The organism is Planomonospora sp. ID67723 (assembly GCF_015711605.1).
Taxonomy (GTDB): Bacteria; Actinomycetota; Actinomycetes; order Streptosporangiales; family Streptosporangiaceae; genus Planomonospora_A.
Genome location: NZ_JABTEZ010000003.1, coordinates 750,307 through 776,288, shown reverse-complemented (window position 1 = coordinate 776,288; position 25,982 = coordinate 750,307). Strand labels below are relative to the sequence as shown.

The window sequence follows — 25,982 nt, the reverse complement described above, 5'->3', positions numbered from 1 at the left end:
GCGTCTTACTTCCTGGGAGAGAGGGCCTGGACGACCCGGGAGGGACTGGGACGGCCGAGCCGGGCGGCCAGCCAGGTGCTGGTCTCCACCAGCGCTTGCAGGTTCAGGCCGGTCTCCACGCCGAGGCCGTGCAGCATCCAGACCAGGTCCTCGGTGGCGAGGTTGCCGGTGGCGCTCTCGGCGTAGGGGCAGCCGCCGATGCCGCCGGTGGAGGCGTCCACCACGGTCACGCCCGCGCGCAGGGCCGCCAGCGTGTTGGCCAGGGCCTGGCCGTAGGTGTCGTGGAAGTGCACCGCCAGCCGGCCGGGCCCGCCGAACGCCTCGATCAGGGCACCCACGTGCCCGGGGGTGCCGACGCCGATGGTGTCGCCGAGCGACAACTCGTAGCAGCCCAGGTCGAGCAGCCTGCGCCCGACCTCCACCACCTGGGCCACCGGGGTCGGGCCCTCCCACGGGTCGCCGAAGCACATCGACACGTACGCCCGCACCCTCAGCCCGTGCTCCAGCGCCCGGCCGACGACCGGCTCGAACATCTCGAACTGCGACTCCAGCGTGCGGTTGAGGTTCTTGGCGGCGAAGGTCTCGGTGGCGCTGGCGAAGACCGCGATCTCGGTGACGCCGTGCTCCAGCGCCCGGTCGAGGCCGCGCTCGTTGGGCACCAGCACCGGGTAGCGGACCCCGGGGACCCGCTCCATCGTCGTCAGCAGCTCGGCGGCGTCGGCGAGCTGCGGCACCCACTTCGGGTGCACGAAGCTCGTCGCCTCGATCACCGTGTGCCCGGCTGCGGCGAGCCGGGCCACGAACTCGGCCTTGACCTCGACGGGCACCACAGCGGACTCGTTCTGCAGCCCGTCACGCGGTCCGACCTCGTAGACCGTGACCCGATCCGGCAGGCCCCCCATCCGGTACGGCTCCCGCATCACACCTTCCCTCCGGCTCGGTTCCCGCCGCGCGCCCGGGCGGTCACGCCTCCTCCGGCCGGACGACGGCGAGGACGGCGTCCATGTCGACCGCCTGGCCCGCGCGGACCGGCAGCTCGGCGACCACTCCCCCGATGGGCGCGGTCACCGTGTGCTCCATCTTCATCGCCTCGACGATGACCAGCGGCTGGCCTTCCCCGACCCGCTCCCCGGCGGCCGCCTTCACCACGAGCACGGTGCCGGGCATCGGGCTGCGGACCACGCCGTCCCCCGCCCCGGCCGCGCCCGCCCGGTCCCCGGGGTCGCCGAGGTGGTGGCGGGTGAGCGCCCAGGCGCTGCCGTCCCGGCCGAGCCAGACCGCGTCACCGTCGCGGGCGGCCGCGTAGCGCCGCCGTACCCCGTCGAGGGTCACCAGCAGTGCCGGCCCGTCGCGTTCCAGCCGTGCCCGCAGGATCCCGCCCGCCGATGCCGTACGGTCGCCGCCCTCGCTCCCGGGCAGCCGGACTTCGGCGCCCGAGGCGGGCAGGCCGCGCACGCCGACCTCGGTCACCCCGTCGCGGCCCTCCAGCCGCCAGGTGGTCCAGGCGGCCGGGGCGCCGGGACGCCAGCCGTCGGGCACGTCCCACGGGTCGGCCTGGGCGGCGGGCGCCCGCTCGTGCTGGAGGAGCAGGGCCGCGGCGGCCAGGACGTCGTCGGGGGTCCCCGGGGCGGGGACCAGCTCGTCGATGCGGCGCTCGACCAGCCCGGTGTCGAGGTCACCCGCGACCACCTCCGGGTGGGTGAGCAGCGCCCGCAGGAAGGCGATGTTCGTCGTCACGCCCAGGACGGTCGTCCCCGCGAGGGCGCCGTCGAGGGTGCGCAGCGCGCTCGCCCGGTCGGGCCCCCAGGCGATGACCTTCGACAGCATCGGGTCGTAGTCGCTGCCGACCGTCCCGCCGACCGCAAGGCTGGAGTCGACCCGGACCGCGCCGGACGGCGGGGCCCCGGACTCCCCGGGGCCGGGAGCGCCGGAGGCGCCGGGCGTGCCGGGCTCGTGGAGGGCGAGGACGCGCCCCCCGGTCGGCAGGAAGCCGCGGGAGGGGTCCTCGGCGTAGACGCGGGCCTCGACGGCGTGGCCGCGCAGCCGTACCTCGTCCTGGGTGAGCGGGAGCGGCTCGCCCGCCGCCACCCTGAGCTGGAGCTCGACCAGGTCCAGGCCGGTGACCATCTCGGTGACCGGGTGCTCGACCTGCAGGCGGGTGTTCATCTCCATGAAGTAGTAGTCGGCCGTGGAGCCCTGCACGATGAACTCCACCGTCCCGGCGCCGACGTAGCCGACGGACCGGGCGGCCTCCACCGCCGCCGCGCCCATCCGGGCACGGGTCCGCGCGTCGAGCAGCGGCGAGGGCGCCTCCTCGACGATCTTCTGGTGGCGGCGCTGCAGGCTGCACTCGCGCTCGCCCAGGTGGATGACGTTGCCGTGCGCGTCGGCCAGCACCTGGATCTCGATGTGCCGGGGGTTCTCCACGAACCGCTCGACCAGCAGGGTCGCATCGCCGAACGCGGCGGCGGCCGTACGGCGGGCGGACTCCAGCGCCTCCGGCAGCTCGGCGGCGGAGCGGACCAGCACCATGCCCTTGCCGCCGCCGCCCGCCGACGGTTTGATCAGGGCGGGGAAGCCGATGTCCGCGGTGAGCAGGTCGTCGTCCGGCTCGGCCGCGCCGGGGACCACCGGCACCCCGGCCGCCGAGACGGTCGCCTTGGCGCGGATCTTGTCGCCCATGGCCTCGACGGCCTCCGCGGGCGGCCCGACGAAGACGAGCCCCGCCTCGGCGCAGCGCCGGGCGAAGGCGGTGTTCTCCGCCAGGAAGCCGTAGCCGGGGTGGACGGCCTGGGCGCCGGTGGCCGCGGCGGCCCCGACGACGGCCTCGACGTCGAGGTAGCCGCCGGCGAGCCGGACCGCGACGTCGGCCTCGCGGACGTGCCGGGCCCCGGCGTCGGCGTCGCTGTACACGGCGACGGAGCGGATGCCGAGCCGCCGGAGCGTGCGGACGATCCGCAGGGCGATCTCGCCGCGGTTGGCGATGAGGACGGTGTGGAACATCACGGGCGCGGCCGACGGGCCGGCCGGTGAGCTGGCGGATGAGCTGGTCATGATCGCGATCACATCCGGAAGACGCCGTAGCCGACGGGGTCGAGGGGGGCGTTGGCCGAGGCGGACAGGGCCAGGCCGAGGACGGTGCGGGTGTCGAGGGGGTCGATGACGCCGTCGTCCCACAGGCGGGCGGTGGAGTAGTAGGGGTTGCCCTGTTCCTCGTACTGCCTGCGGATGGCGTCGGGGTCGGCGTCGCCGACGGTCGACAGCACGTTGGCGGCCTGCTCGCCGCCCATCACCGAGATGCGGGCGTTGGGCCACATCCACAGGAAGCGGGGCGAGTAGGCGCGTCCGGCCATCGCGTAGTTGCCCGCGCCGAACGATCCGCCGATGACGACCGTGAACTTGGGCACCCGGGCGCAGGCCACGGCGGTGACCATCTTGGCGCCGTGCTTGGCGATGCCACCGGCCTCGTACGCCCTGCCGACCATGAAGCCGCTGATGTTCTGCAGGAAGACCAGGGGGATGTTGCGGCGGTCGCACAGCTCGATGAAGTGCGCGCCCTTGAGCGCGGACTCGGCGAACAGGATGCCGTTGTTGGCGATGATCCCGACCGGGTGGCCGTGGATCCTGGCGAAGCCGGTGACGAGGGTGGAGCCGTACTCCGCCTTGAACTCGCCGAACCGGCTGCCGTCGGCGATGCGGGCGATGACCTCGCGGACGTCGTACGGCGTGCGGGTGTCGGCGGGGACGATGCCGTACAGGTCGCGGGGGTCGTGCGCGGGCTCCTCGGAGGGGAGGCGTTCCCACGGCGCGGCCGGCCGCGGGGCGAGGGTCGAGACGATGTCACGGACGATGCGCAGCGCGTGGGCGTCGTCCTCGGCCAGGTGGTCGGTGACGCCGCTGACCCGGGCGTGCAGGTCGCCGCCGCCCAGCTCCTCCGCGGTGACCTCCTCGCCGGTGGCGGCCTTCACCAGCGGCGGACCGCCCAGGAAGATCGTGCCCTGGTTGCGGACGATGACCGCCTCGTCGCTCATCGCCGGGACGTAGGCGCCGCCCGCCGTGCAGGACCCGAGGACGGCGGCGATCTGCGGGATGCCCCGCGCCGACATGGTGGCCTGGTTGTAGAAGATCCGGCCGAAGTGGTCGCGGTCCGGGAAGACCTCGTCCTGCCTGGGCAGGAACGCGCCGCCGGAGTCGACGAGGTAGACGCACGGCAGGTTGTTGTGGAGGGCGACCTCCTGGGCCCGCAGGTGCTTCTTGACCGTGACCGGGTAGTAGGTGCCGCCCTTGACGGTGGCGTCGTTGGCGACGACCACGCACTCGCGCCCGGAGATCCGGCCGACGCCGGTGATGATCCCGGCCGCCGGGGCCTCGTCGCCGTACATGCCGGTCGCGGCCAGCTGGGAGAGCTCCAGGAACCGCGAGCCGGGATCGAGCAGGGTGTCGACGCGGTCGCGGGGCAGCAGCTTGCCGCGCGCGACGTGCCGGGCCCGCGACTTCTCCGGGCCGCCCGGCGCGGCGGCCGCGACGCGTTCGCGCAGGTCGGCGGCGAGCCGCTCGTTGGTCCCGGCGTTGGCCTTGAAGCCCTCGCCGCCCGGGTCGCAGGTGCTTCGCAGCACCGGCCAGCCACCCATGTGAGCCCCCTCCACCCGGCTCCGTTGCCGGGGTTAACGGTCACTAACCCTGCCGTGGATGTTAGTCATCATTAACTCAACCGTCTACCATGCGAGAGGTGACGACTGCCCAGACCCCTACCCGCAATCGCGGGTCACGGCGCACGGAGATCCTCCAGGCCGCCGCCCGGCTGTTCGCGGCGCGCGGTTTCCACGGCGTCTCCATCGAGGAGATCGGCGCGGCGGTCGGCACCTCGGGCCCCGCCCTGTACCGGCACTTCAGCGGCAAGGAGGCGCTGCTGGCCGAGATGCTGCTGGACATCAGCGAGCGCCTGCACTCCTCCGCGGCGGGCCGGGTCACCGCGGCCCGCGACGCCGAGCAGGCGCTGGACGCCCTGCTGGCCGGCCAGATCGAGTTCGCGCTCGGCCACCCCGCGCTCATCACGGTGCACGACCGCGAGCTGGGCAACGTCCCGGAACCCGCCCGCCGCCAGATCCGCCGCCTCCAGCGCCTGTACGTCGAGGAGTGGGTCACGGTGCTGAGCGAGCTCTACCCCGGCTGTCCGCCGCCCCGCCTGCGCGCCGCCACCCACGCGGTCTTCGGGCTGCTCAACTCCACTCCGCACAGCGCGGGCGAGCTCCCCCCCGAGACGATGGCCCCACTGCTGCGCGCGATGGCCCGCGCGGCGCTGGCAGCGGCGGGGAATTAACGACTGTTAACACCGGGGTGCGCGCCGGGCGTGGGCGCGCTGTCGCGTCCTCGCCGCCGGAGCGCTCGGCGGCCGCGCGAGGGCATCCCACCCGACAGACACCTCATTCCCAATAAAGATATATCTTTACTATATCCCGATATTCGGTATATTTCGCTCTGCGGGCAACGGGAGGACGCGGACCGGCCCGCGGGGAAGAATCGTCGGAGGAACAGTCGCGCGCACCGGCCCACGGTGCCGGGCGGCGCGCGAAGGACGGTGACGATGGCTGAACCGGCGGTGGCGGTCAGGGGCCTCGTGAAGACGTACGGGAAGGTCGAGGCCGTCAAGGGCGTCGACTTCGAGGTGGCCCCCGGTGAGGTGTTCGGCTTCCTCGGCCCGAACGGCGCGGGCAAGACCACCACGATCAGCATGCTCTGCACGCTCGCCGACCCCACGGGCGGCTCGGCCACGGTGGCCGGGCACGACGTGGTGCGCGAGCGCGACCAGGTCCGGCGCAACATCGGGCTGGTCTTCCAGGACCCGACGCTGGACGGCTACCTGACCGCCGAGCAGAACCTCAGGTTCCACGCCGAGCTGTACGGCGTGCCCAAGGCCCTGGTGGGCGACCGGATCCGGCAGGTGATGGAGATGGTCGCCCTGTGGGACCGCAGGAGCGACAAGGTCCAGACGTTCTCCGGGGGCATGAAGCGGCGGCTGGAGATCGCCCGGGGGCTGCTGCACTCCCCCAGGGTGCTGTTCCTGGACGAGCCCACCGTCGGCCTGGACCCGCAGACCCGCTCCGCCATCTGGGGCTACATCAACCGGCTCCGGCACGCCGAGGACATCACGATCTTCATGACCACCCATTACATGGACGAGGCCGAGTTCTGCGACCGGATCGCGATCATCGACCACGGGGAGATCGTCGTGATCGACTCCCCCGAGGCGCTCAAGGCGAGCGTCGGCGAGGACCGCGTCCAGATCCAGACCGCCGACGACGACGCCGCGATCGCCGCGCTGCGCGACCGTTTCGGCCTCCAGGCGGCGGTCCGCGAGGGCCAGGTGACGTTCGCGGTCGCCTCGGGAGAGCAGTTCGTGCCCCGTCTCTTCGCCGAGCTGGGCGTGCCGATCCGCTCGGTGAGCGTCTCGCGGCCCTCCCTCGACGACGTGTTCATGTCCTACACCGGCTCGACCATCCGTGACGCCGAGGCCGAGGGCTCGGCCAACGCGTGGATGCGGGCGATGGCCCGCCGCTGAGCCGTCCGCCGGATCCGGCGCGCGGCGGGGCGCCGGCGGGCCGGGCGGGAGCGGTGGAACGACCGACGGATACCGAGGAGGCAGACGATGGCCACCGACGTGGCGAGCGTGCGGGTTCCGCTGCGCACGGCCGGGCACGACCTGCGCGCGATCAAGGTCGTGCTCCACCGCGAGATGCTGCGGTTCGTCAACGACCGCACCCGTATGTTCTCGATGCTGGTCCAGCCGGTGCTCTGGCTGTTCGTGATGGGCACCGGGTTCGGCTCCCTGGCCCAGGGGGCGATCCCGGGAATCGACTACCGCACGTTCATGTACCCCGGGATGATCGCGATGACGGTCATCATGACCGCGATGTTCTCGGCCGGCTCCATCGTGTGGGACCGGGAGTTCGGCTTCCTGCGCGAGATGCTGGTCGCCCCGGTCAGCCGGGGGGCGATCGTGGTGGGCAAGTGCCTGGGCGGGGCGCTCGTCGCGATCGGCCAGGGCGTCGTCATCCTGGCCCTGGCCGGGCTGGTCGGCGTGCCGTACGATCCGCTGCTGATCCTGACGCTGCTGGCGGAGATGTTCCTGGCGGCGTTCGCCATCACCGCGTTCGGCGTCACGCTCGCGGCGCGGATGAAGAACATGCAGACGTTCTTCGGCCTGATGCAGATGGCCGTCATGCCGATGATGTTCCTGTCCGGCGCGATGTTCCCGCTGGCCGGCCTGCCGTCCTGGCTGCACGTGCTGACCACGGTGAACCCGCTCACCTACGCGGTCGACCCGATGCGCCAGGCGGTCTTCGCCCGCCTGGACGTGCCTCCCCAGGTGGACGCCACGCTCAACCCCGGCGTGAGCTGGTTCGGCTGGCGGGTGCCGGTCCCGCTGGAGCTCGGCCTGGTCGCCCTCATCGGCGCCGTCCTGCTCGGGGTGGCGGTCGCCCAGTTCCGCAGGAGCGACTGACCCGCGGACGGGGACGGCCCGGGTGCTCGAGCACCCGGGCCGTCGTTCTGTCCGGACCTCCCCTGAGGGGACCCGGGATCCTCAGCGGGTCCGTCAGCGCTTGACGCGGACGTAGTCGCTCCGGCTGGAGTCGCCGTAGAAGTCCTCGTCACCCTTGAAGACGAACTTCCAGTAGCCCGACTGGTAGGCCTTGGCCCCGGTGGAGAGCTTGCCGCTCTCGGCGGACCACGCGCTCTTCACGTAGTACCACTTGTGCGAGCCCTTGGGCTTGAAGTACAGCCCGACCTTGGCGCTGTGGCCGTCCCAGCCCCAGTCGTCACGGACCTGGAGCTTGCCGGTGAACTTCAGGTACCGGCCGTGGCGGACCGGCTCCGGAGAGGCGTTGAACTTGACGACCCTGCTGTCGGCGCGCTCGGGCTCGGGCTCCGGCTCGCGGACGGTCACGTGGTCGGCGTGGCTGCTGTCGCCCTTGACGTCCTTGACACCGGGGAACTCCGCCCGCCAGTGGCCGGAGGTCACCGCCTCGACGTCGGTGCCGAAGCGCCCGCGCCAGCCGGTCCGGTCGGTGGCCACGTGCTCCCAGCGCGACGAGCCGTCGGCCCGGAACAGGATGACCACCTTCTGACCGCGGTAGCCGTCCCAGCCCTTGTCGGTCTCGATCTGCAGGGCGCCGCGGACGTGGATCGTCTCGCCCTTGTCCACCACGCCGGGCCGGGCGTCGAAGTCGACGATCCGGCTGTAGACGACCTTCGGGGGCGTGACGATGTCGATGCGGTCGGAGGAGCTCACCGAGCCCTTGGCGGCGGTGGTCTCCAGGAACTCCGCCCGCCACCAGCCGGTCGCCTCGGCCTTGACCCCGGCCTTGAACCAGCCGTCGCCGCCCGTCTTGACCTTGAAGACGTGACGGTAGGCGTCGGTCCCCTTCTCCTGGAAGGAGATCGTCACCTCCTGTCCTCCGTACGCCTTCCAGCTGCCGCCTTCTTCCTGCAGCAGCTGCCCGGCGACCTCGATCGTCTTGCCCTTCACGACGTCCTCGGGCGAGGCGTTGAAGTCAACGATCTTGGTGGAGACCGCGGCCTTGACCTGCGACGCGGAGACAGGGGCCGCCGCGGGGATCCCGGGGGCGGCCAGCGCGACGGACGGCAGAGCGAGGGCTCCCGCTCCCACCGCCACCGCGATGATCAATGATCCTGTGCGTTTCGGCATCTGTGCTGCCTATCCTCCCTAGCTGGTTGGACGCAGCATGAGGGTGCCGCGTCATCGTTCCGTAAAGTAGACGTCTAGGGAGAGTCAATCGATACCAAATCTGACAAATTGTTATTAATAACTGTCGAATAGGACCGATCCACGGGATCCGTCGAAGTAATGCGGTGAAGGACGGCGACGCGGCCGCCTTCCGGAGACATAATCGAGCTTGTGGTGCGCGACGTCGTTGAGACCAACTTCGCTGAGACGGTGGCGACCCTGGCCCCCGGGGCCCCGCGTGATCCGGCCCTGCCGGTGCGCGAGGGCACGGGCCTGACGGGGGCCCGCTGCAGGGAGTTGTTCGACCTGCAGCTCGGCAGTCGCCTGCTGGACGTCACCGCGCGCTGGCTGCGCGAGCAGGGTGAGGGTTTCTACACCATCGGCTCGGCGGGGCACGAGGGCAACGCCGCCGTCGCCTCGGCCCTGCGCACGACCGACCCGGCCCTGCTGCACTACCGTTCCGGGGCCTTCTACCTGACCAGGTCGGCGATGGCCGGGCGGCTGCCCGAGGAGGGCATGCGCGACGTGCTCCTCGGCCTGGTGGCCGCCGCCGAGGAGCCGATCGCGGGCGGGCGGCACAAGGTCTTCGGCCATCCGGACCTGGCGGTGATCCCGCAGACCTCCACGATCGCCAGCCACCTGCCGCGCGCGGTGGGCGTGGCCTTCGCCATCGAACGCGCCCGCCAGCTCGGCGTGCCGGGCGCGTGGCCGGACGACGCGATCGCGGTGTGCAGCTTCGGCGACGCCTCGGCCAACCACGCCAGCGCCCTGTCGGGCCTCAACACCGCCGCCTACGGCGCCTACCAGGGGCTGGGCATGCCGATCCTGTTCGTGTGCGAGGACAACGGGCTGGGCATCAGCGTGCGGACCCCGGGCGGCTGGGTGGAGGCCGCGCACCACCCCCTTCTGGAGTACTTCGAGGCCGACGGCTGCGACCTGGCCGACGTGCACGACGTGGCAAGGGTCGCCGCCGAGCACGTGCGCACCCACCGCTCCCCGGCCTTCCTGCACGTCAGCACCGTCCGCCTGATGGGCCATGCCGGCTCCGACGTGGAGCTCTCCTACCGGACCAGGCGGGAGATCAACGCCGACCTGGAGCGCGACCCGCTGGTGGCGACCGCCCGGCTGCTCGTCGAGGCCGGTCTCACCACCCCGGACGAGCTGCTCGCCCGCTACGAGACGACGCGGGAGCACCTGATCAAGATGGCCATGGAGAGCTCCAGGCGCCCGCGCCTGACCTCCGCCGTCGACATCGTGCAGCCGCTGGCCCCGCGCAGGCCCGAGGCCGTCGCCCCGGCCAGCGCCGTGGCCGCCGACTCGCGGGAGAAGGCCTTCGGCGGCAGGCTGCCCGAGCAGGAGGGCCCGCTGACCCTCTCCCAGGCCATCAACCGGACCCTCGCCGACATGCTGGCCACCCACCCCGACGTGATGGTCTTCGGCGAGGACGTGGCCCGCAAGGGCGGCGTCTACGGCGTCACCCGCGGCCTGCAGAAGCGCTTCGGCGCCGGGCGGGTGTTCGACACGCTCCTGGACGAGCAGGCCGTGCTCGGCCTGGCCCTCGGTTCCGGCGTGTCCGGCCTGCTGCCGGTCCCCGAGATCCAGTACCTCGCCTACCTGCACAACGCGCTGGACCAGATCCGCGGCGAGGCCGCCACCCTGTCGTTCTTCTCCCGCGGCGCCTTCCGCAACCCGATGGTGGTGCGCGTCGCCTCCTACGCCTATCAGAAGGGCTTCGGAGGCCACTTCCACAACGACAGCTCCGTCGCCGCGCTGCGCGACATCCCCGGCCTGATCATCGCCTCCCCCGCCCGGCCCGATGACGCCGCCTCCATGCTGCGCACCTGCCTGGCCGCCGCCCGCGTCGACGGCAGCGTCTGCGTCTTCCTGGAGCCGATCGCCCTCTACAACACCCGCGACATGTTCGACGACGGCGACAACGGCTGGCTGGCGCCGTACATCCCGCCGGCCCGGTGGGCGGAGACGCACGTCCCGGTCGGCCGCGCCCGCAGCTACGGCGACGGCCGCGACCTGACCATCGTGACCTTCGGCAACGGCGTGCGGATGAGCCTGCGCGCCGCCGTCAAGCTCACCGTCGAGGGCTACAGCTGCCGGGTCCTCGACCTGCGCTGGCTCTCCCCGCTGCCGGTGGAGGACCTGCTGCGCGCGGCGGAGCTGACCGGAAAGGTGCTGATCGCCGACGAGACGCGCCGCACCGGCGGCGTCTCCGAGGGGATCGTCGCCGAGCTGCTGGACGCCGGGTTCACCGGCAAGATCGCCCGGGTGACCTCCTCCGACAGCTTCGTGCCCCTGGGCGAGGCGGCCAAGCACGTGCTGCTCTCCGAGGACGAGATCGAGGAGGCCGCCCGCAAGCTCCTCGGCTGAGCCCGCCGGAGCGCCCGCCGGCGCTCCGTTCCCGCTCGCCGGGTGAGCTCCGGTGGATCCCCGGCGGATGGTGAGCGCCTCCCCGCTGTCGCCATCGGACGTGATGTCATGGGACGCTTTGCTCCGCTGTTCCGAAATGCCGGCAAGGAGAGGTGATCGTTGACCGAGGTCTGGGTGACCCTGACCACGGCCCAGCCCGGGCCGCCCGCATGGGTCGTGCTGCTCTCCGCCCTGTCCGCGCTGTCCGTGGTGGCGTGGTCCACCTCCTGGCAGCTCTCCCGCGGGCTGATCACGATCGCGCACGAGGGCGGCCACGCCCTGATGGCGCTGCTCACCCGGCGCAAACTCCAGGGCATCCGGCTGCACTCCGACACCTCCGGCGTCACCCTGACCCGGGGCAGGCCCACCGGCCCGGGCATGATCCTGACCGCCGCCGCCGGATACGTCGCCCCGTCCCTGCTGGGACTGGGCGGGGCGTGGCTGACCGCCTCCGGCTACGTCGCCGTGCTCATCGCGGTCGTGATCGTGCTGCTGGTCTGCATGCTCCTGCTGATCCGCAACCTGTTCGGGGTGGTGAGCCTGCTGGCCACCGGCGGGGCGCTCGCCGCGCTCACCTGGTACGCCCCGCCGGACGTGGACGCGGTCATCGCCTACCTGGCGGTGTGGTTCCTGCTGTTCGGCGGCGTCCGGCCGATCCTGGAGCTGCGGCGCAAGCGCAGATACGGCCACGTGCCCGACTCCGACGCCGACCAGCTCGGCCGGCTGACCTTCCTGCCCGCCGGAGTGTGGGTGATGCTGTTCCTGCTCGTCGCGGCCGCCTCCCTGGCGGCCGGCGCCTACCTGCTGGTCCCGCTGCCGTCCGGCCTGCGATGAGGCGTCCCGCAGCACCGTTACGACCGACATGTTTCCGATAATTCGGACATATCTTATCAATGCCGCAATAGAGCGATATTCTATTCATTGACACTCGATAACTGCACTGCTTACATGGCAACGTAAAAGCCGTCTTTTCGGTGGGAGGCGGTCGATGGGTCGCCGCATTCGCCCCTCCAGGGTGATCGCGTCGCTGACTTTCCTGGCTCCGCTGGCAGCCACGGTCCACCTCCTGCTGCGAATCCGGCGAATCCGCGCCGAGCAGGCGACAGAGCAGGACAAGGCGGTCGCACAGGCGCGCGAGGAGTTCACCCGGGATCTCCACGACCTGGTGGGGCACTGGCTCTGGATGGCGTCCGTCAAAAGCGAGCTGGCCTACCGGCGGGCCGCCGGCGACACGCGGCTGTGCGAGGACCTCGCCGAAGCCGTCCAGGCGGTGCGGCACGCCGCGCACGCCGTCCGGACCGCCTCCAGGCCACACCGGGACCTCTCCCTTCACGACGAGGCGCTCCGGGTGGAGGCCCTGCTGTGGAGCCTGGGCCTCGACTGCATGGTGAACGTGGACGCCGCCGGCCTGCCACCGCACCTGGGCGCCGCGCTGGGTGCCGTCGTCCGCGAGGGCGTCACCAACATGCTGCGGCACAGCGAAGCCGGAAAGTGCGTGATCGAGGCCGTCCGGCACGAGGGCCGGTTACGGCTGACCGTCGCCAACGACGGCGTCTGCGGCCCCGTGCGCCCGCCCGCCGGCGGCCCCGCGCATGCCCGCGGCGGACTGGAGAACCTCCGGCGGCGCATGGCCGCCGTCGGAGGCACGTCCTGGGCGGAAACCGGCGAGGACGGCTGGTTCCGCCTGGTCGCCGAGGTCCCCGTCGACCGATCAGAATAAGCCTCACTTTCACCTGGAATCGCAGGTTGGAGGCACATTCACATTCAATGCTGTGAATTTTGCACACCCAGTCGGTTGAACTTGTAACTAGGAATTTCTCCGCCTGTTCGCAATCCTCTGTTCTGGACGAGAACAAGGGGATTGCCGTGAACATCCAGTATGAGCTTTACCGCCTCGCGGACCCGCTCTTTTACGACACTCCCGGCGCCGGCAGGGGTGACCACCCCGATTTCCCGTTGGCCACCCGGGAGGTGCCGGACGGCTGGGCGCATCAGTCGACCGAGACATGGATGTACTACGTCCCCCCAGGCGGGCTGGCCGCTCTCCAGGGATGGAAGATCCACGTCTCGGCGTGCGTCGAGGACGCCGAGCACACCATGGAGAGAGTGTGGGACTACTGCGTACCGCGGAACATCCCGTTCAAGTTCCTGCGCAGCCGGCCGGTCATGACCATGGTCAACTCCAAGACCGCCTCCCGGGGATCCAGCGGCAAGCTGCTGACGGTCTACCCGGTCGACGACAGCCAGCTGGAACTCACGCTGAAGGAGCTCGACGTCCTGCTCCGCGGGGTCAGGGGGCCCTACATCCTCAGCGACCTCCGCTACGGCGAGGGCCCGCTCTTCGTCCGCTACGGCGGTTTCGTGCCGCGCCACTGCCTCGACGCGAACGGCGAACGGGTGCTGGCCGTCGAGGACGGTGAGGGGAACCTGGTCCCCGACGTCCGGAGCCCGTCCTTCAGCGTGCCGCCCTGGGTGACCCTGCCGGCCTTCCTCGAACCCCATCTGGCCGCCCGCAACGCGGTCACCACCGACGGCCTGCCGTACACGATCGACAGCGTCATCCAGTTCTCCAACGGCGGGGGCGTGTACCTGGGACACGACGTGCGCACCGGCCGGAAGGTGGTGCTCAAGGAGGCTCGGCCGTACGCCGGTCTCGACGCCGCCGGCAGGGACGCGGTGACGCGGCTGGCGCACGAGCGCGACATCCTGCGGCGGCTGTCCGGGCTGGACGTGGCCCCGGCGCCGGTCGACTACTTCACGTTGGGCGACCACCACTTCCTCGTCCAGGAATTCGTCGACGGCACTCCCCTCCAGGAACTGATCGTGCGCAGATATCCCCTGGTTCACACCACCTGCGACCCTCAGGACCTGGCCGAGTACACCGAGTGGGCCCTCGGCACACTCGCACGGGTCCGCCAGGCGGTCGAGTCGCTGCACGGGCGCGGGGTGGTCTTCGGCGACCTGCATCCCAGCAACGTCCTCGTCACCGACGAGGGCCGTCCGGTCCTGATCGACTACGAGGTGGCGACCCTGGCCGACAGGCGCGAGCGCACCGCCCTGGCCCACCCGGCGTTCGCCTCGCCGCGCGACCGCCGGGGCACCGAGATCGACGACTACGCCCTGGCCTGCCTGTGCCTGGGGCTGTTCGCCCCCCAGCTGACGGCCGTGCTGCCGCTCGCCAGGTCCAAGACGCCGCACCTGGGCCGGCTCGTCATGGAGGCGTTCCCGGTCCCGCCGGCGGTGATCGACGAGGCGGTCACCACCATCATGGGCGCCCAGCCGGTGGCGGCGGCGCCGCTTCCCCGGGTGGACCGCGACGGCTGGCCGCGGGTCCGGGAAGCGATGGTCCGGGCCATCCGGGCGAGCGCCACCCCCGACCGGGACGACCGGCTCTTCCCCGGCGACCCGGCGCAGTTCCAGCCGGGCGGGGGTCTCAACCTCGCCCACGGGGCCGCAGGAGTGCTCTACGCGCTGGAGGAGGCCGGAGCCGGTCGCTTCCCCGAGTACGAGCAGTGGCTGCGCCCGCGGGCGGCCGCCCCCCGGCCGGGGACGCACCTGGGCTTCTACGACGGGCTGCACGGCGTCGCGTACGTTCTCGACCTGCTCGGTCACCGCCAGGACGCCCTGGACGTCGTCGACAGATGCCTGCGCGAGAAGTCCGACGCGCTGGACCTCGGCCTGTTCGGCGGCCTGTCCGGCATCGGGCTGAACCTGCTGCACCTGGCCGCGAGGACCGGTGAGCGCTCCCTGTCGGAGGCGGGCCTGCGGATCGCCGACGTCTGCGCCGACCGCCTCGGAGGTCCCGGCGACGTGCCGGAGATCAGCGGCGGGGCCGACCCCCGCGCCGGCCTGATGTACGGCTCCTCGGGGCCCGCCCTGCTGTTCCTGCACGCCTACGAGCGGACCGGTGACACGGCGCTGCTCGACCGGGCGGCCATCGCGCTCCGCCAGGATCTGCGGCGGTGCACGACGACCTCCGACGGCTCGCTCCATGTCGACCAGGGCTGGCGCACGCTGCCCTACCTCGACGAGGGGTCCTCGGGAATCGGCCTGGTCCTGGCCCGTTACCTCACCCACCGCGACGACGAGACCTTCCGCGCCGCCCTCGACGGCTGCCGGCGCGTCACCCGGGCGCGCTTCTTCGTGCAGTCCGGCCTGTTCGCCGGGCGGAGCGGCATAATCGCGGCGCAGGCCGGGGGCATGGGACCGGATCCGGACGATCCCTCCGCCGATCTGGCCGGGCTGGTACGGGGACTGGACTGGCATGCACTGCCCTACGGCGACGGGCTGGCCTTCCCCGGTGACCAGTTGCTCCGGCTGTCCATGGACTTCGCGACCGGCACAGCCGGGGTCCTCTTCGCGATGAGCACCGCGCTGCACGACCGCCCGGTCTCCCTGCCCTTCCTCCGGCCTTCTGTCCAGCCGCCCGGCGGCGCGGACGCCACGCCCTCGGCGTCACCCGCGCACGCAACCACCGGGCGGCCCCACCGCCCCGGCGAGCCGCTGAAGGAGGTGACAGCAGATGATCTCCTCCGACCTCCGGTCGGGGAAACCCCCGCCGGCGACGGCCGCAACGGCACGCTCACCGCCCCGGACCGCCATGGCGGACTCGCGAACGCCCCGATGGCCGCCCGCGAGTGACCCACCGCCGATCCCCGGCCCGAACTAATTCGGACACCCATTCGGACAACCACGAAAAGGAATGATCCCCATGGCTCTTCTCGACCTCCAGGCCCTGGAATCCGCCACCAAGGGCGGCCCCGACAGCACCGTCAGCCTCCTGCTCTGCAGCCACCACGACAGCACCCTGAGCGCCGTCTGCTAGCAGCGGCATGACGTGCCCGGGACGGCCGGCGATGGAAGCCGTCCCGGGCACGTCCGATGTCCGACATATCACGACGGACCAGGAGGGGAACCGGTGCAGGCAGCGGATCGGCTCGTTGTCCAGGCCGTTCGGCGGGGCGGCCCCTGGCCGGGCGTCCTGGCGGTCGCCTCCGTCACCGGCGCGTTCGCGGAGCTGACGCTCCCGTTCGTCCTGGGCCGGGCCGTCGACGGCCTGGTCGCGGCCGAACCCGCAGGCGGGACGTGGCTGGGCGCCTGCGCCGCGATCGTGACCACGGCCGTGCTGTGCGACGCCCTCGGCGTCTGGGCGGCCGGTTCAGGCAACGCACGGGCCGCGCAGTGGCTGCGCCGGCGGATCGTCCACCACGTACTCGGCGCCGGACCCGTTCTGAACCGCCGATTCTCGGAGGGAGAGCTGGCCACCAGGACGGGCGTGAACGTCGAGGAGGCCGGCCGCGCACCGGAGACCGTCATCACCGGCGCGGCGCTGATCGTCCCCACCGCGGGCAGCCTGGTGGCGCTCACCCTCATCGACCCCTGGCTGACGGCGACCCTGGCCGCCGGGCTCACCGGCATCCTGCTGGTGCTGCGGGCCTTCCTCAGGGTGAGCACCTCCTTGGCCGCCGGTTACCAGGAGGCCCAGGGCGACATCGCCGCCCGCCTGACCGACGCGCTGGCCGGGGCCCGCACGATCGCCGCCGCCGGCACGCTCGCCCGGGAGAAGGCGCGGGTGCTGACCGCGCTCCCCCGGCTGCGCGCCCACGCCATGGACCTGTGGCGGGCCAACGCCCGCGCCGGCATGCAGGGGGCTTTCGTGGTCCCGCTGCTGGAGGTGGCCGTGCTCGGCGTGGGCGGCCTCCGCCTGGCCGCCGGCGGCCTGTCCGCCGGAGAGCTGTACTCCGCCGCCCGCTACACCATGCTCGGCGCCGGGATCGGCGCGGCACTGGGGTACATGAGCCGGCTGGCCAGGGCACGCGCCTCGGCGGGGCGGATCGTCGAGCTGATCTCCGGCAGCCCCCGGCGGTACGGTGACCGGCGGCTTCCGCCCGGTCCCGGCACCCTGGAGCTGGAGGGCGTCAGCGTGGAGGGGCTGAGTGACGTCAGTCTGGTCGTCCCGGGCGGATGCGCGGTGGCGGTGGTCGGACGCTCCGGCGCGGGGAAGTCGCTCCTCGCCGCCCTCGCCGGCCGCCTGACGGATCCCGCCCGCGGCACCGTCTCCCTCGACGGCGTTCCGCTGCCCGACCTGTCCCGTGAGGCGCTGCGCGGAGCCGTCGGCTACGCCTTCGAACGACCCGTCCTGGTGGGCGACACCGTGGCCGACGCCATCGGCCTCGGCCTGCGCGACCCCGACCCGCAAGCCCTGCGCACGGCCGCCCGGGCGGCGTGCGCCGACGCGTTCGTACGCCGGCTCCCGCTGGGATACGACACGCGCCCGGAGGACGCGCCGATGTCCGGCGGGGAGCGACAGCGGCTCGGCCTGGCCCGGGCCTTCGCGCAGGGGCGGCGCCTGCTCGTCCTGGACGACGCCACCTCCAGCCTTGACACCGCCACAGAACACCAGGTGGCCACGGCGCTCTCCGGCGAGATGGGGCACCGCACCCGGCTGATCGTGACCCACCGGGTCGCGACCGCGGCGGCGGCCGACTGGGTGATCTGGCTGGAGGAGGGCCGGATGCGCGCCTGCGACCGGCACCGCATCCTGTGGGGCGACCCCCGCTATCGGGCGGTCTTCCAGGCCCGGCCGGCCGTACCCGGCGAGACCGGGCCGAGCCACCGAAATGGGATGAGCCGGGTGGACACCCCGTGAACCGGCCGGTCCGCAGGGCGCTCCGCCGCGACCCGCGTCTGCTGGCCGGACTGGGCCTGTGGTCGGTCGTGGAGACCGCGCCCGCGCTCGTCGTCGGTCTCGCCGTCGCGCGGGCGATCGACGACGGCTTCGCCGCCGGGCGGCCCGGAACGGGATTCGCCTGGCTGGCCCTCCTCGGCGGTGCCTGGCTGGTGGCCGCGGCCGCGACCCGGCAGGTCATACTGACCATCGCCGCCATCGTGGAGCCGTTCCGCGAGGACCTGCTCGGCCACGTCGTCGGGAGCGCGCTGGACCGGTCGGCCCGGCTGGGCCGGGGCGTGGACGGCTCGGCCGTGGCGCGCTCGAACCTCCAGGCGGAGATGGCCCGTGACGCCCTCGCCTCGGTCATCACGGTCGTCCGGTCCTTCGCCTTCACCGCGGTGAGCGTGGTGCTCGGCATGGCGACGCTGATGCCGCAGGTGCTCGTGCTCGTGCTGCCACCCTTCGTCACCGGTCTCGGCCTGTTCCTGCTCTCGCTGCCGGCGCTGGCCGGGCGGCAGCGGGAGTTCCTCCTGGCCGACGAGCGGACCACCGAGTCGGTCGCCGCCGCGGTCGGCGCGTTGCGCGACATCACGGCCTGCGGGGCGGAGGACCGGATGGCCGCCGCGCTCGGGCACCGGGTGGCGGAGCAGGCGGAGACGGGGCTCTCGCTCGCCCGGGTGACCGCCGTCCGGAGCCTGTCGCTCGCGGTGGGCGGCCGGCTGCCGGTCCTGCTGGTGCTGGCCGGCACCCCCTGGCTGCTGACCGAGGGAGCGGGCGCCGGGACGATCCTGGGCGCCCTGGCCTACGTGACGCAGTCGCTGGCACCGGCCCTGGGCAACCTCGTGCAGGGCCTGGGCGTCAGCGGGGTCCGCCTACGGGTCTCGCTGGAGCGGATCGCGGGCCCCCGCGGGCCGGACGACGGGAACCGGCCGGTGGCGGACCTCCTCCCGGGACGGGACGGGCGGGTCGAGCTGCGCGGAGTGACGTTCGCCTACGGACCGCACGCCGAACCGGTGATCGACGGCCTCGCCCTGTCCATCCCCGACGGCGACCACATCGCCGTGGTCGGGCCCAGCGGGATCGGCAAGTCCACCCTCGCCGCGCTCCTGGCCGGTCTCCTGACACCCGGCGCCGGCCGGATCACCGTCGGCGGCGTGCCCGCCCACCGGCTCGACCGGGCCGAACGGGTCCTCATCCCACAGGAGTCCTACGTCTTCCGGGGATCGCTCATGGAGAACCTGACCTACCTCGCGCGGGCGTCCGACGCCGACGTGGACGCCGCCGTCGCCGCGGTCGGCCTGTCCGGCCTGGTGGACCGGGTGGGCGGCTACTCCGCCGAGATCCGCTCCGGCATGCTCTCGCCGAGCGAACGCCAGCTGGTCGCGCTGTGCCGGGCCTACCTGGCCCCCGCCCGCCTGCTGGTCCTCGACGAGGCGACCTGCCATCTCGACCCGGTGGCGGAAGCACGCGCCGAGGAGGCGTTCGCCCGCCGCGGCGCAACGCTTCTCGTCATCGCCCACCGGCTGACCTCGGCCCTGCGCGCCCGGCGCGTCCTGGTCATGGACGGCACGCGCGTGATGCTGGGGCGGCACGAGGAGATGCTCGCCCGCTCACCGCTCTACGCCGACCTGGCCGGCCACTGGGACCCCGCAGGCGCCCGGGTGCGAGCCGTGCGGACGGAGCCGCACCCGCCCCGGGTTCAGGTGCGCGAGCGGTAGCGGACCAGCCCGATCTCGGTCACGTCCTCCGGCCACAGCCAGCCGTCCTCCCTGGCGATCCTGATGGCCTCCACCCGCGTCCTCGCCCCCACCTTGGCGAGGATCCGCGACAGGTAGTTGCGGACCGTGCCGCCCGACAGGAAGAGCCGGTCGGCGATCTCGTCGACCGGCGCTCCCTCCGCGGCCACTTTGAGGACCTCCAGCTCCCGGGATGTGAGCGGGTTCTTCCTGGCGTTGAGGGCGGCGACGGCCAGTTCGGGGTCGACCACCCGCTCGCCGGCCATGACGCGGCGCACGCACTCGGCCAGTTGCCCGGCGGGGGTGTCTTTGACGAAGAAGCCTCGTGCCCCGGCGTCCAGGGCCCTGCGCAACGCCGCGGGCGTCGCCAGACCCGTCAGGATCACCGTGTTGCAGGAGGGGAGCCTGCGGCGCAGCTCGGCCGCCGCAGTGATGCCGTCGGTACCGGGCAGGCCGATGTCGATGAGCGCGACGTCGGGCCGGTGGCGCAGGCATGCGCCCACGACCTCGTCACCGTGCCCGACCTCGTCGACAACGGTGATGTCCTGCTCGGTGGAGAGCAGAGCGGCCATCGCGCCCCGAATGAGATGCATGTCCTCGGCGATCAGAGCGCTGATCACAGAATGTTCCCCTTCACCCTGATGTGACAGGCCTCGCGCACCGCTGTTGCTTACCCACAGGTATCAAACGGTTACCCTTTACCCTGATTTGGTCAGACGTAACAGGAGTGGCGGGAGACGGACACGCCCATCGCCTCCGGCCGGTGAGGACTTCGGCGGCGGGACTGTCGGGCGCAGGCCGTACGGTATACCGCGTGCCAGAGACGAACCACGAGATCACGCTGGACTCCGCCCTCGGCGAGGAGGCCGTGCTCTCGACCTACCGCCGGATGTTCGCCGCGCTCGCGCGCGACAGCGGCGCGGTCGTGGACGACCCCGTGCTGGTCGACATCGCCGAGACGCTGTTCGCGGCGTTCGCCGAGGCCGGGGAGGAGTGGCTGACCCACGAGCAGATGCGGCACGCCTGCCGGGCCTACCCGCTGGAGATGTTCGACAACCGCCTGCGGGTGCTGAAGGGGCTCGGCGCGATCCGCGAGGTGTTCCCCAAGCCCAACCAGCTCCGCTACCGGGCCTCGTTCACGAGTGTGGTGGGGCTGATGTTCATCCGGCGGATGATGGACGACGGCGGTCAGTCGGAGATGCACCGGCTGCTCGCGCTGGAGGACCTCAACGTCGCCGACCCGCGCACGACCATGGAGGAGGCGCGCGCCAGCGCGCACAACCTGGCGCGGGCGTTCCGGCTCTGGGCGCTGGAGCTGGTCACGCTGACCAGCGGCACCATCGAGGAGCTGCGCGAGCAGGCCCCCAAGCTCTGGGGCACCGAGGAGATCGCGCTGCGGGCGCAGAGCCTGCACGGCACGATCCTGACCCGCTGGCCCGACCTCGACCGCACCTGCACCGAGCTGCGCGCCGCGATCTACGCCTACAGCGACGCCTCCCGCCGCGCCGCCGGGCGGCTGGCCGACTCCGCGGGCACGACCCGGAACCTGACGCTGCTGCCCGCCGAGACCTGGCGGACCTTCGCCCAGACCGCCAGCAAGGAGCGTCTGGCCGCCGTGCTCGACGGTTTCGTGTTCGACGCCCCGGCCCCGTGGCACGACCCCGCGGCGATCGTCCGGGCCGTCGACGAGAGCCCCCGCCCCGCCCCGGCCCAGCCCACTCCCCCGCGTTCGCCCCTGCCCGATCCCGGCCCCGCCGACTCCCACGAGGCGGCCCCCGGCGGCCTCGACCGGCTGGCCTCCGTCGCGGAGGCGGCGCTCGCCGGACGCTCCGCGGCCCGGCTGGAGGAGCTGCTCACCGCCGACGGCGAGTGGGTCTCCGCCCGCCGCCTCCTGGCCGACCTCGTCTCGATCGACCTGCGTCCCGAGTCCCCCTACCGGCTGCGCTGGACCGGCGGGCTGACCGCGGCTCCCGGCGCCGAACCCGCGTGGCTCTCCCACGGCGTCCTGGAGAGGACCGGCCGTGACGCCTGAGCCCGGCCCACCGCAGCCCGGGGCCCGCACCACCACCCCCGAGTCCGGGGCCCGCACCACCACCCCCGAGTCCGGGGCCCGCACCACCACCCCCGAGTCCGGGGCCATGGGCGTGACGGCCGCCGCGTCGGCGCACGCCCGGGCGCGGGCGACCGGGCCGCTCCCCCTGGGCGCGGACGAGCCCGCCCCGCCGGGGATGGTGCGGCTGGCGCGCGGCGACGGGACCGGCTTCGCACTGCCCGCCTGGCCCGACGGGGCGACCCCCTCGCTCCTGGAGGAGTACCACACGGCCCCGGTGCATGTGGAACGGTCCGGGGAGACCCGGCGGGTGCTGGCCGCCGCGTTGAAGTGCTGCTGGAGCGACCTGACCGCCGACCCCTGGCCGGGGACGCCCGCGCCGGTGGACGACGTGCTGGCGGCCTACCGGGCGCTGATCGGCCGCGGCGACGATCTCATGCGCAGCTGGGCCGTCGGCGCGCTGCGCCGCCTGCACGACTCGGCCTGGCTGGTGGTGGGTGACGGCCTGGTACGGCTCGGCCCCCGGTGCGCGTCCTGGCCCGCCGGGTCCCATACGCAGCTACGCGAGCTGATGCGCCGGCTGCCCGGACCCGGGGAGGAGCCGGCCGGGCTGGACGTGCTGCCCACCGCCGGGCAGGCCGAGACCGCCGGGTCCTCGGGGGCCTCCGCGAGCGTCACCGTGCCCGAGGGAGTCGACGAAGATCTGCTCGGCCCGTTCGACGAGCGCCACCGGGCGGAGATCGTCGCCGCGTTCATGGCGGTGGAGCACGCGGCCGAGCCGGTCCACGAGGCCAGGTTCGCCGCGCTGCGAGACCCGGTGCTGCGACGGGTGCTGGCGGAGCTGCTCCGGCGCCGGGGACGGGTCCTCGTCCAGGGACGCGAGACGTGGACCTCCGGTTACGCCGACGATGCGGCGGCCGGGGCGGGCACCGTCCCGGACGAGGCCGGGCGCGCCGTGCTGACCCTGGTGCTGATCCACTCGGTGGCGATCCCCCGCGCCGAGGGCCGGCTGCCCGCCGACGGCTGGCTGTCGCCGTTCCCGGCACAGGTGGAGGAGCTGCGGCGGCACACCCGGCTGCCGATCGGTGAGCTGGAGACCGCGCTGCGGAGCCTGCGGCACGCCGGGCTGGTGAGCCAGGTGAAGGCCGGGGAGGAGGCGGGGGGCTACGTGCCCGGCCCGCAGTTCCACCGGCTGACCGGCGCGGCCCGGCGGCGCCTGCAGGAGGAGCTGATCCTCGCCGCGGGACCGCACACCCCGCTGGCGGCGGCCGTACGGGCGGGCCGCCGGTGAGCACGACGGGCGGAGGGACCGCCCCGAACACGACCGCCCCGAGGGAAGGAACGACGAGCTTGACCGAGCAGCCGAGTCTGGTGCCGGTGGACGTCCAGGCGAACGCGCCGGGCGAGAACGTGGTCGGCGACCGCGTGCTGATCGCCGTGCAGGCCGTCAACATCTCCCGGCTCTCCACCCACCTGGTGCCGACCGTACCGGGCACGCTGATCGTGGTGGCCGGGGCCGGGCCGAAGGATTCCAACGGCGCGGGCAAGTCGTCGTTCATCGCGATGATCACAGCGCTGCTCGGCGACGAGCAGTGGCGCTTCGCCTCCGGCGCCAAGGCCGTCTCCGAGCTGCTGTTCAACGCCGAGCTCGCGGCCGGGGCGGGCGGGCGGACCTGGGCCAGCGCCACCCACGGTTACATCGTGGGCGTCTTCGCCGGGGCCGACACGATGGACGACGCGGTGACCGTGTGGCTGAGGGTCAACCAGGAGGCCCCGCACCTGGAGATCCGGTGGACCCGGGGGGTGCGGGCGGCCTCGGCCCCCTCCGAAGCGGAGCGGGTGGCGCGGGCGGACGAGGTCTGGGCGACCCTGCCGCGCTCGGCGGGCCGGCGTGACGTGGTGGCGCGCGACCTGACCAGGTTCCTGTACGGCGACCGCGTGCGGTGCGTGTCGTTCCTGTCCACCTCGGTGCGGAGCAAGGTCGCCACCAACCTGCTCTCCCAGCCGCTCAACGAGATCTCCCCCGAGCGGGTCTTCGAGGCGATCGCCGCGCTGACCGGCCTGGACTCCGAGCTCGACCAGGAGCGGGAGGCCCGGCGCGACGAGCACGCCAAGCGGGTCCGGGCCACCCGGGCCATGGAGCTGCTCAAGGAGTTCGAGGACGAGTCGCGGGCGCTGCTGGAGGCCTTCGACCGGCGCGACCGGGCCAGGGTGCACCTGGCCGACGCGCTGCGCTGCTGGCGGGGGCGGCTGGCGCGCAGGCTCGCCGAGGCGGCCCGGCGGGACGAGGCCCTCGCCGCCGAGCTGGAGCGGTTCCGCCGGGCGGGCGAGCATGCAGCGGAGTCGATCGAGGCGGTCCGGGCGGAGATCGCCGCGCTGAAGGACGACACGCTGGACCGGGGCCTGGCCGAGGCCCGTGAGGAGCTGACCGCCCTGCAGGCGCGGGCGGCCAAGCTCGAGGCCGACCGGGCCGTGGCCACGAGCTCGGCCGACGAGCTGCGCGGGTTGGTCCCCGGGCTGGAGGAGCGGCGCAGACTTGCCGACGGCCGTGACGTGGAGACCGCCGAGGGCGAGCTGGCCCGGAGCAGGGCCGGCCTGAACGAGGCGCTGAAGGCCCTGGGCGTGGCCGACCGCGAAGTCGACGGCGCCCGGGCCGCGCTGGACGACGCCGAGGGCGGGCCGGCCGCCGCCCAGCTCAAGGCGCTCGCCGAGGCGGGTGTCGGCGCGACCGGCCTGCTCGACGCGATCGACGTGGCCGAGCAGGCCCGTGACGGCGCGGCGGCGCCGGACGGCGCGGCCGGGAACGGCGACCGCACGGAGGCCCTGGCCTCCGTCACGGGGTCCGGGGGATGGCCGCGTGAGCACGCGGTCGTCGTGGACGCCGGTGACCTGGCGGCGGCGGCACGGGCGCTGGCCGCGCTGCCCGGATCGGTGCTGGTCAGTGCGTCGGGCGTCACCGTGGTGGGGTCGTTCGAGGCGGTGGCAACCGGCAGGGAGGCCCGCATCAAGGCCGCCGAGCTGCGGCTGCACCGGGCGCGCGACGCGCAGGAGGAGGCGGCGGAGGCCGTACGGGCGGCCGAGGAGCGGGTAGCCGAGGCCGGACGACGCCTGGAGGGCGCGAAGGCGGCCGTGCAGCTGGCCGACGTCGAGCGGCGGCTGGCCGAACGGCGGGCCCGGCTCACCGAGCTGACCGAGGCGCTGGCCGATCTCACGCCGAAGGTCGGCGAGGCGGAGCGGCGGGCCGGTGCCCTGGACTTCCGCGCGAGGACCAGGAACATGGAGATCGAGCGGCTGGAGGGCCGCCGGGCCCGTCTCGATGCCGAGCGGGACCAGGCCGGCCGGCAGGCGGCCGGGGTCGCCGCGGAGCGAGAGGCGCTTGGACTGGAGGCGCTGGCCCAGGAGTGGGGCGGCACGGCCGACGGGGCGCACGAGTGGCTGCGCGCGCTGCCCGAGCCCGAACGCCCGCTGACCGCCGAGGAGTGGTGGCGGACGGCCGAGCGCCGTCTGGACGAGGCGCTGCGCGACACCTTTCCCGGCGAGGACGAGGAGATGCCCGACGAGCTGCGCTTCCTGCTCCGCGAGCGGGCCACGCCCGGCGCCGGCCGGACCGCGCGGGAGCAGGCCTCCTTCCCCGGCGTCTGCGCGGCGCTCTCGTCCTACCTGCGCGCCCAGGAGGAGTACGAACGACACCAGCGCCGGCAGATCGAGGCCCAGCTCGCCACCCGGCAGCGGGACCTGGCCGCCGCCGCCAAGGGCGCCGAGGAGGCGGCCCAGTCCACCGCCGTGCACCGCGCGGCGCTGACCGCGGCGATCAAGGCGCGGCTGACCCGGGTGGCCGAGGAGTTCGACAAGCTCGACACCTCCTACGGCGGGTACGGCGCGACACTGGAGTTCCCGGTCCCGCCGGCCCCCGCCGACCCGGAGCAGCGCTGGGCGTGGCGGGTCACCCCGAAGTGGCGCCGGGGCGAGGGCCAGGGCTTCGTGCCCTACAACCGGCGGGCCAACACGGCGCTGATGGACGAGAAGGCCGTGAAGCTGGTCTGCGCGGCGGCGATCGCCTCCTCCGGCGGCGGGCACCTCTGCCTGGTCCTGGACGAGCTGGGCCGCAACCTCGGCAAGGAGCACCGGCGCGAGGCCGTGGCGCTGTTCCGCCGGATCGGCGAGACATACGGGATCACGGTGATCGGCGCGCTCCAGGACGACATGGAGCCCTACGCGGTGGACGCCTGCGGCCAGTACATCAAGCTGCGCCGTTCCTCCGACGCCATGCCGTACAACGAACCACCTGTGGTCATCGGTCATGACCGCCACGCCGGGCGGGTGCGCGCCCTCGCCGCCGCGGTCAGCGGATAATCTCGT

Annotated in this window: 18 protein-coding genes; 13 read left to right on the top strand and 5 right to left on the bottom strand. The window is 73.2% G+C overall.

From position 1 onward, the window contains the following. Nucleotides 1-5: 5 nt before the first annotated feature. From HS041_RS25035 to HS041_RS25025, 3 genes are read right to left on the bottom strand one after another with little or no spacing between them, the layout of a single operon-like run. Nucleotides 6-920, bottom strand: a complete 915-nt coding sequence (locus HS041_RS25035; protein WP_196443239.1) for a hydroxymethylglutaryl-CoA lyase — start codon at nt 918-920, stop codon at nt 6-8. A gap of 43 nt (nt 921-963) precedes the next feature. Then, entirely contained in the window at nt 964-3,054 is a 2,091-nt protein-coding gene (locus tag HS041_RS25030) for an acetyl/propionyl/methylcrotonyl-CoA carboxylase subunit alpha (RefSeq protein WP_374058873.1), read from the bottom strand. Nucleotides 3,055-3,062: 8 nt separating this feature from the next. Continuing rightward, nucleotides 3,063-4,631, bottom strand: coding sequence for a carboxyl transferase domain-containing protein (locus HS041_RS25025; RefSeq protein WP_196443238.1), 1,569 nt, complete (start codon nt 4,629-4,631; stop codon nt 3,063-3,065). Nucleotides 4,632-4,720: 89 nt separating this feature from the next. Between HS041_RS25025 and HS041_RS25020 the strand changes: the two genes are divergently transcribed. The 3 genes from HS041_RS25020 (at nt 4,721) to HS041_RS25010 (ending at nt 7,501) form a co-directional block, all read left to right on the top strand. Continuing rightward, nucleotides 4,721-5,320, top strand: coding sequence for an SACE_7040 family transcriptional regulator (locus tag HS041_RS25020; RefSeq protein WP_196443237.1), 600 nt, complete (start codon nt 4,721-4,723; stop codon nt 5,318-5,320). 264 nt (nt 5,321-5,584) lie between these two features. Continuing rightward, nucleotides 5,585-6,559, top strand: coding sequence for an ATP-binding cassette domain-containing protein (locus HS041_RS25015; RefSeq protein WP_196443236.1), 975 nt, complete (start codon nt 5,585-5,587; stop codon nt 6,557-6,559). Nucleotides 6,560-6,646: 87 nt separating this feature from the next. Then, nucleotides 6,647-7,501: an ABC transporter permease gene (locus tag HS041_RS25010; RefSeq protein WP_196443235.1), complete on the top strand. Its 855-nt coding sequence runs from the start codon at nt 6,647-6,649 to the stop codon at nt 7,499-7,501. A 93-nt stretch (nt 7,502-7,594) separates the two neighbouring features. Here HS041_RS25010 and HS041_RS25005 read toward each other — a convergent pair whose 3' ends face one another. Then, on the bottom strand, nt 7,595-8,707 hold the full coding sequence (locus HS041_RS25005) for a hypothetical protein (protein WP_196443234.1): 1,113 nt from the start codon (nt 8,705-8,707) through the stop codon (nt 7,595-7,597). 213 nt (nt 8,708-8,920) lie between these two features. On the opposite strand from HS041_RS25005, the gene HS041_RS25000 reads away from it, so the two are divergent. The 7 genes from HS041_RS25000 (at nt 8,921) to HS041_RS24970 (ending at nt 19,555) form a co-directional block, all read left to right on the top strand. Next, nucleotides 8,921-11,128 carry a thiamine pyrophosphate-dependent enzyme gene (locus HS041_RS25000; RefSeq protein ID WP_307845452.1) on the top strand — a complete coding sequence of 736 codons (2,208 nt, stop codon included), beginning with the start codon at nt 8,921-8,923 and terminating at the stop codon, nt 11,126-11,128. Nucleotides 11,129-11,287: 159 nt separating this feature from the next. Further along, entirely contained in the window at nt 11,288-12,001 is a 714-nt protein-coding gene (locus HS041_RS24995) for a M50 family metallopeptidase (protein ID WP_196443232.1), read from the top strand. Nucleotides 12,002-12,155: 154 nt separating this feature from the next. Beyond that, on the top strand, nt 12,156-12,887 hold the full coding sequence (locus tag HS041_RS24990) for a sensor histidine kinase (protein WP_196443231.1): 732 nt from the start codon (nt 12,156-12,158) through the stop codon (nt 12,885-12,887). A 146-nt stretch (nt 12,888-13,033) separates the two neighbouring features. Continuing rightward, nucleotides 13,034-15,808 carry a class III lanthionine synthetase LanKC gene (gene lanKC, locus HS041_RS24985; RefSeq protein WP_196443230.1) on the top strand — a complete coding sequence of 925 codons (2,775 nt, stop codon included), beginning with the start codon at nt 13,034-13,036 and terminating at the stop codon, nt 15,806-15,808. Nucleotides 15,809-15,878: 70 nt separating this feature from the next. Further along, nucleotides 15,879-15,992, top strand: coding sequence for a SapB/AmfS family lanthipeptide (locus tag HS041_RS24980; RefSeq protein ID WP_196443229.1), 114 nt, complete (start codon nt 15,879-15,881; stop codon nt 15,990-15,992). Between the two features lie 93 nt (nt 15,993-16,085). Beyond that, nucleotides 16,086-17,816: an ABC transporter ATP-binding protein gene (locus HS041_RS24975; RefSeq protein WP_196443228.1), complete on the top strand. Its 1,731-nt coding sequence runs from the start codon at nt 16,086-16,088 to the stop codon at nt 17,814-17,816. Then, a complete protein-coding gene (locus HS041_RS24970) occupies nt 17,813-19,555 on the top strand; it encodes an ATP-binding cassette domain-containing protein (protein ID WP_196443227.1) in 1,743 nt (580 codons plus the stop codon). The genes HS041_RS24975 and HS041_RS24970 overlap by 4 nt, the downstream gene beginning before the upstream one ends. Here the strand turns inward: HS041_RS24970 and HS041_RS24965 are convergent. Beyond that, entirely contained in the window at nt 19,537-20,193 is a 657-nt protein-coding gene (locus HS041_RS24965; protein ID WP_196443226.1) for a response regulator transcription factor, read from the bottom strand. The two genes, HS041_RS24970 and HS041_RS24965, sit on opposite strands and share 19 nt — an antisense overlap. 194 nt (nt 20,194-20,387) lie before the next feature. Between HS041_RS24965 and HS041_RS24960 the strand changes: the two genes are divergently transcribed. Genes HS041_RS24960 through HS041_RS24950 form a run of 3 tightly spaced genes read left to right on the top strand, consistent with a single transcriptional unit; the run spans nt 20,388 to nt 25,976 of the window. Further along, nucleotides 20,388-21,605 carry a hypothetical protein gene (locus tag HS041_RS24960; RefSeq protein WP_196443225.1) on the top strand — a complete coding sequence of 406 codons (1,218 nt, stop codon included), beginning with the start codon at nt 20,388-20,390 and terminating at the stop codon, nt 21,603-21,605. After that, on the top strand, nt 21,595-22,914 hold the full coding sequence (locus HS041_RS38640; protein WP_307845451.1) for a hypothetical protein: 1,320 nt from the start codon (nt 21,595-21,597) through the stop codon (nt 22,912-22,914). The genes HS041_RS24960 and HS041_RS38640 overlap by 11 nt, the downstream gene beginning before the upstream one ends. Before the next feature lie 59 nt (nt 22,915-22,973). Beyond that, a complete protein-coding gene (locus HS041_RS24950) occupies nt 22,974-25,976 on the top strand; it encodes a coiled-coil domain-containing protein (RefSeq protein WP_230879592.1) in 3,003 nt (1,000 codons plus the stop codon). Nucleotides 25,977-25,982: the final 6 nt, after the last annotated feature.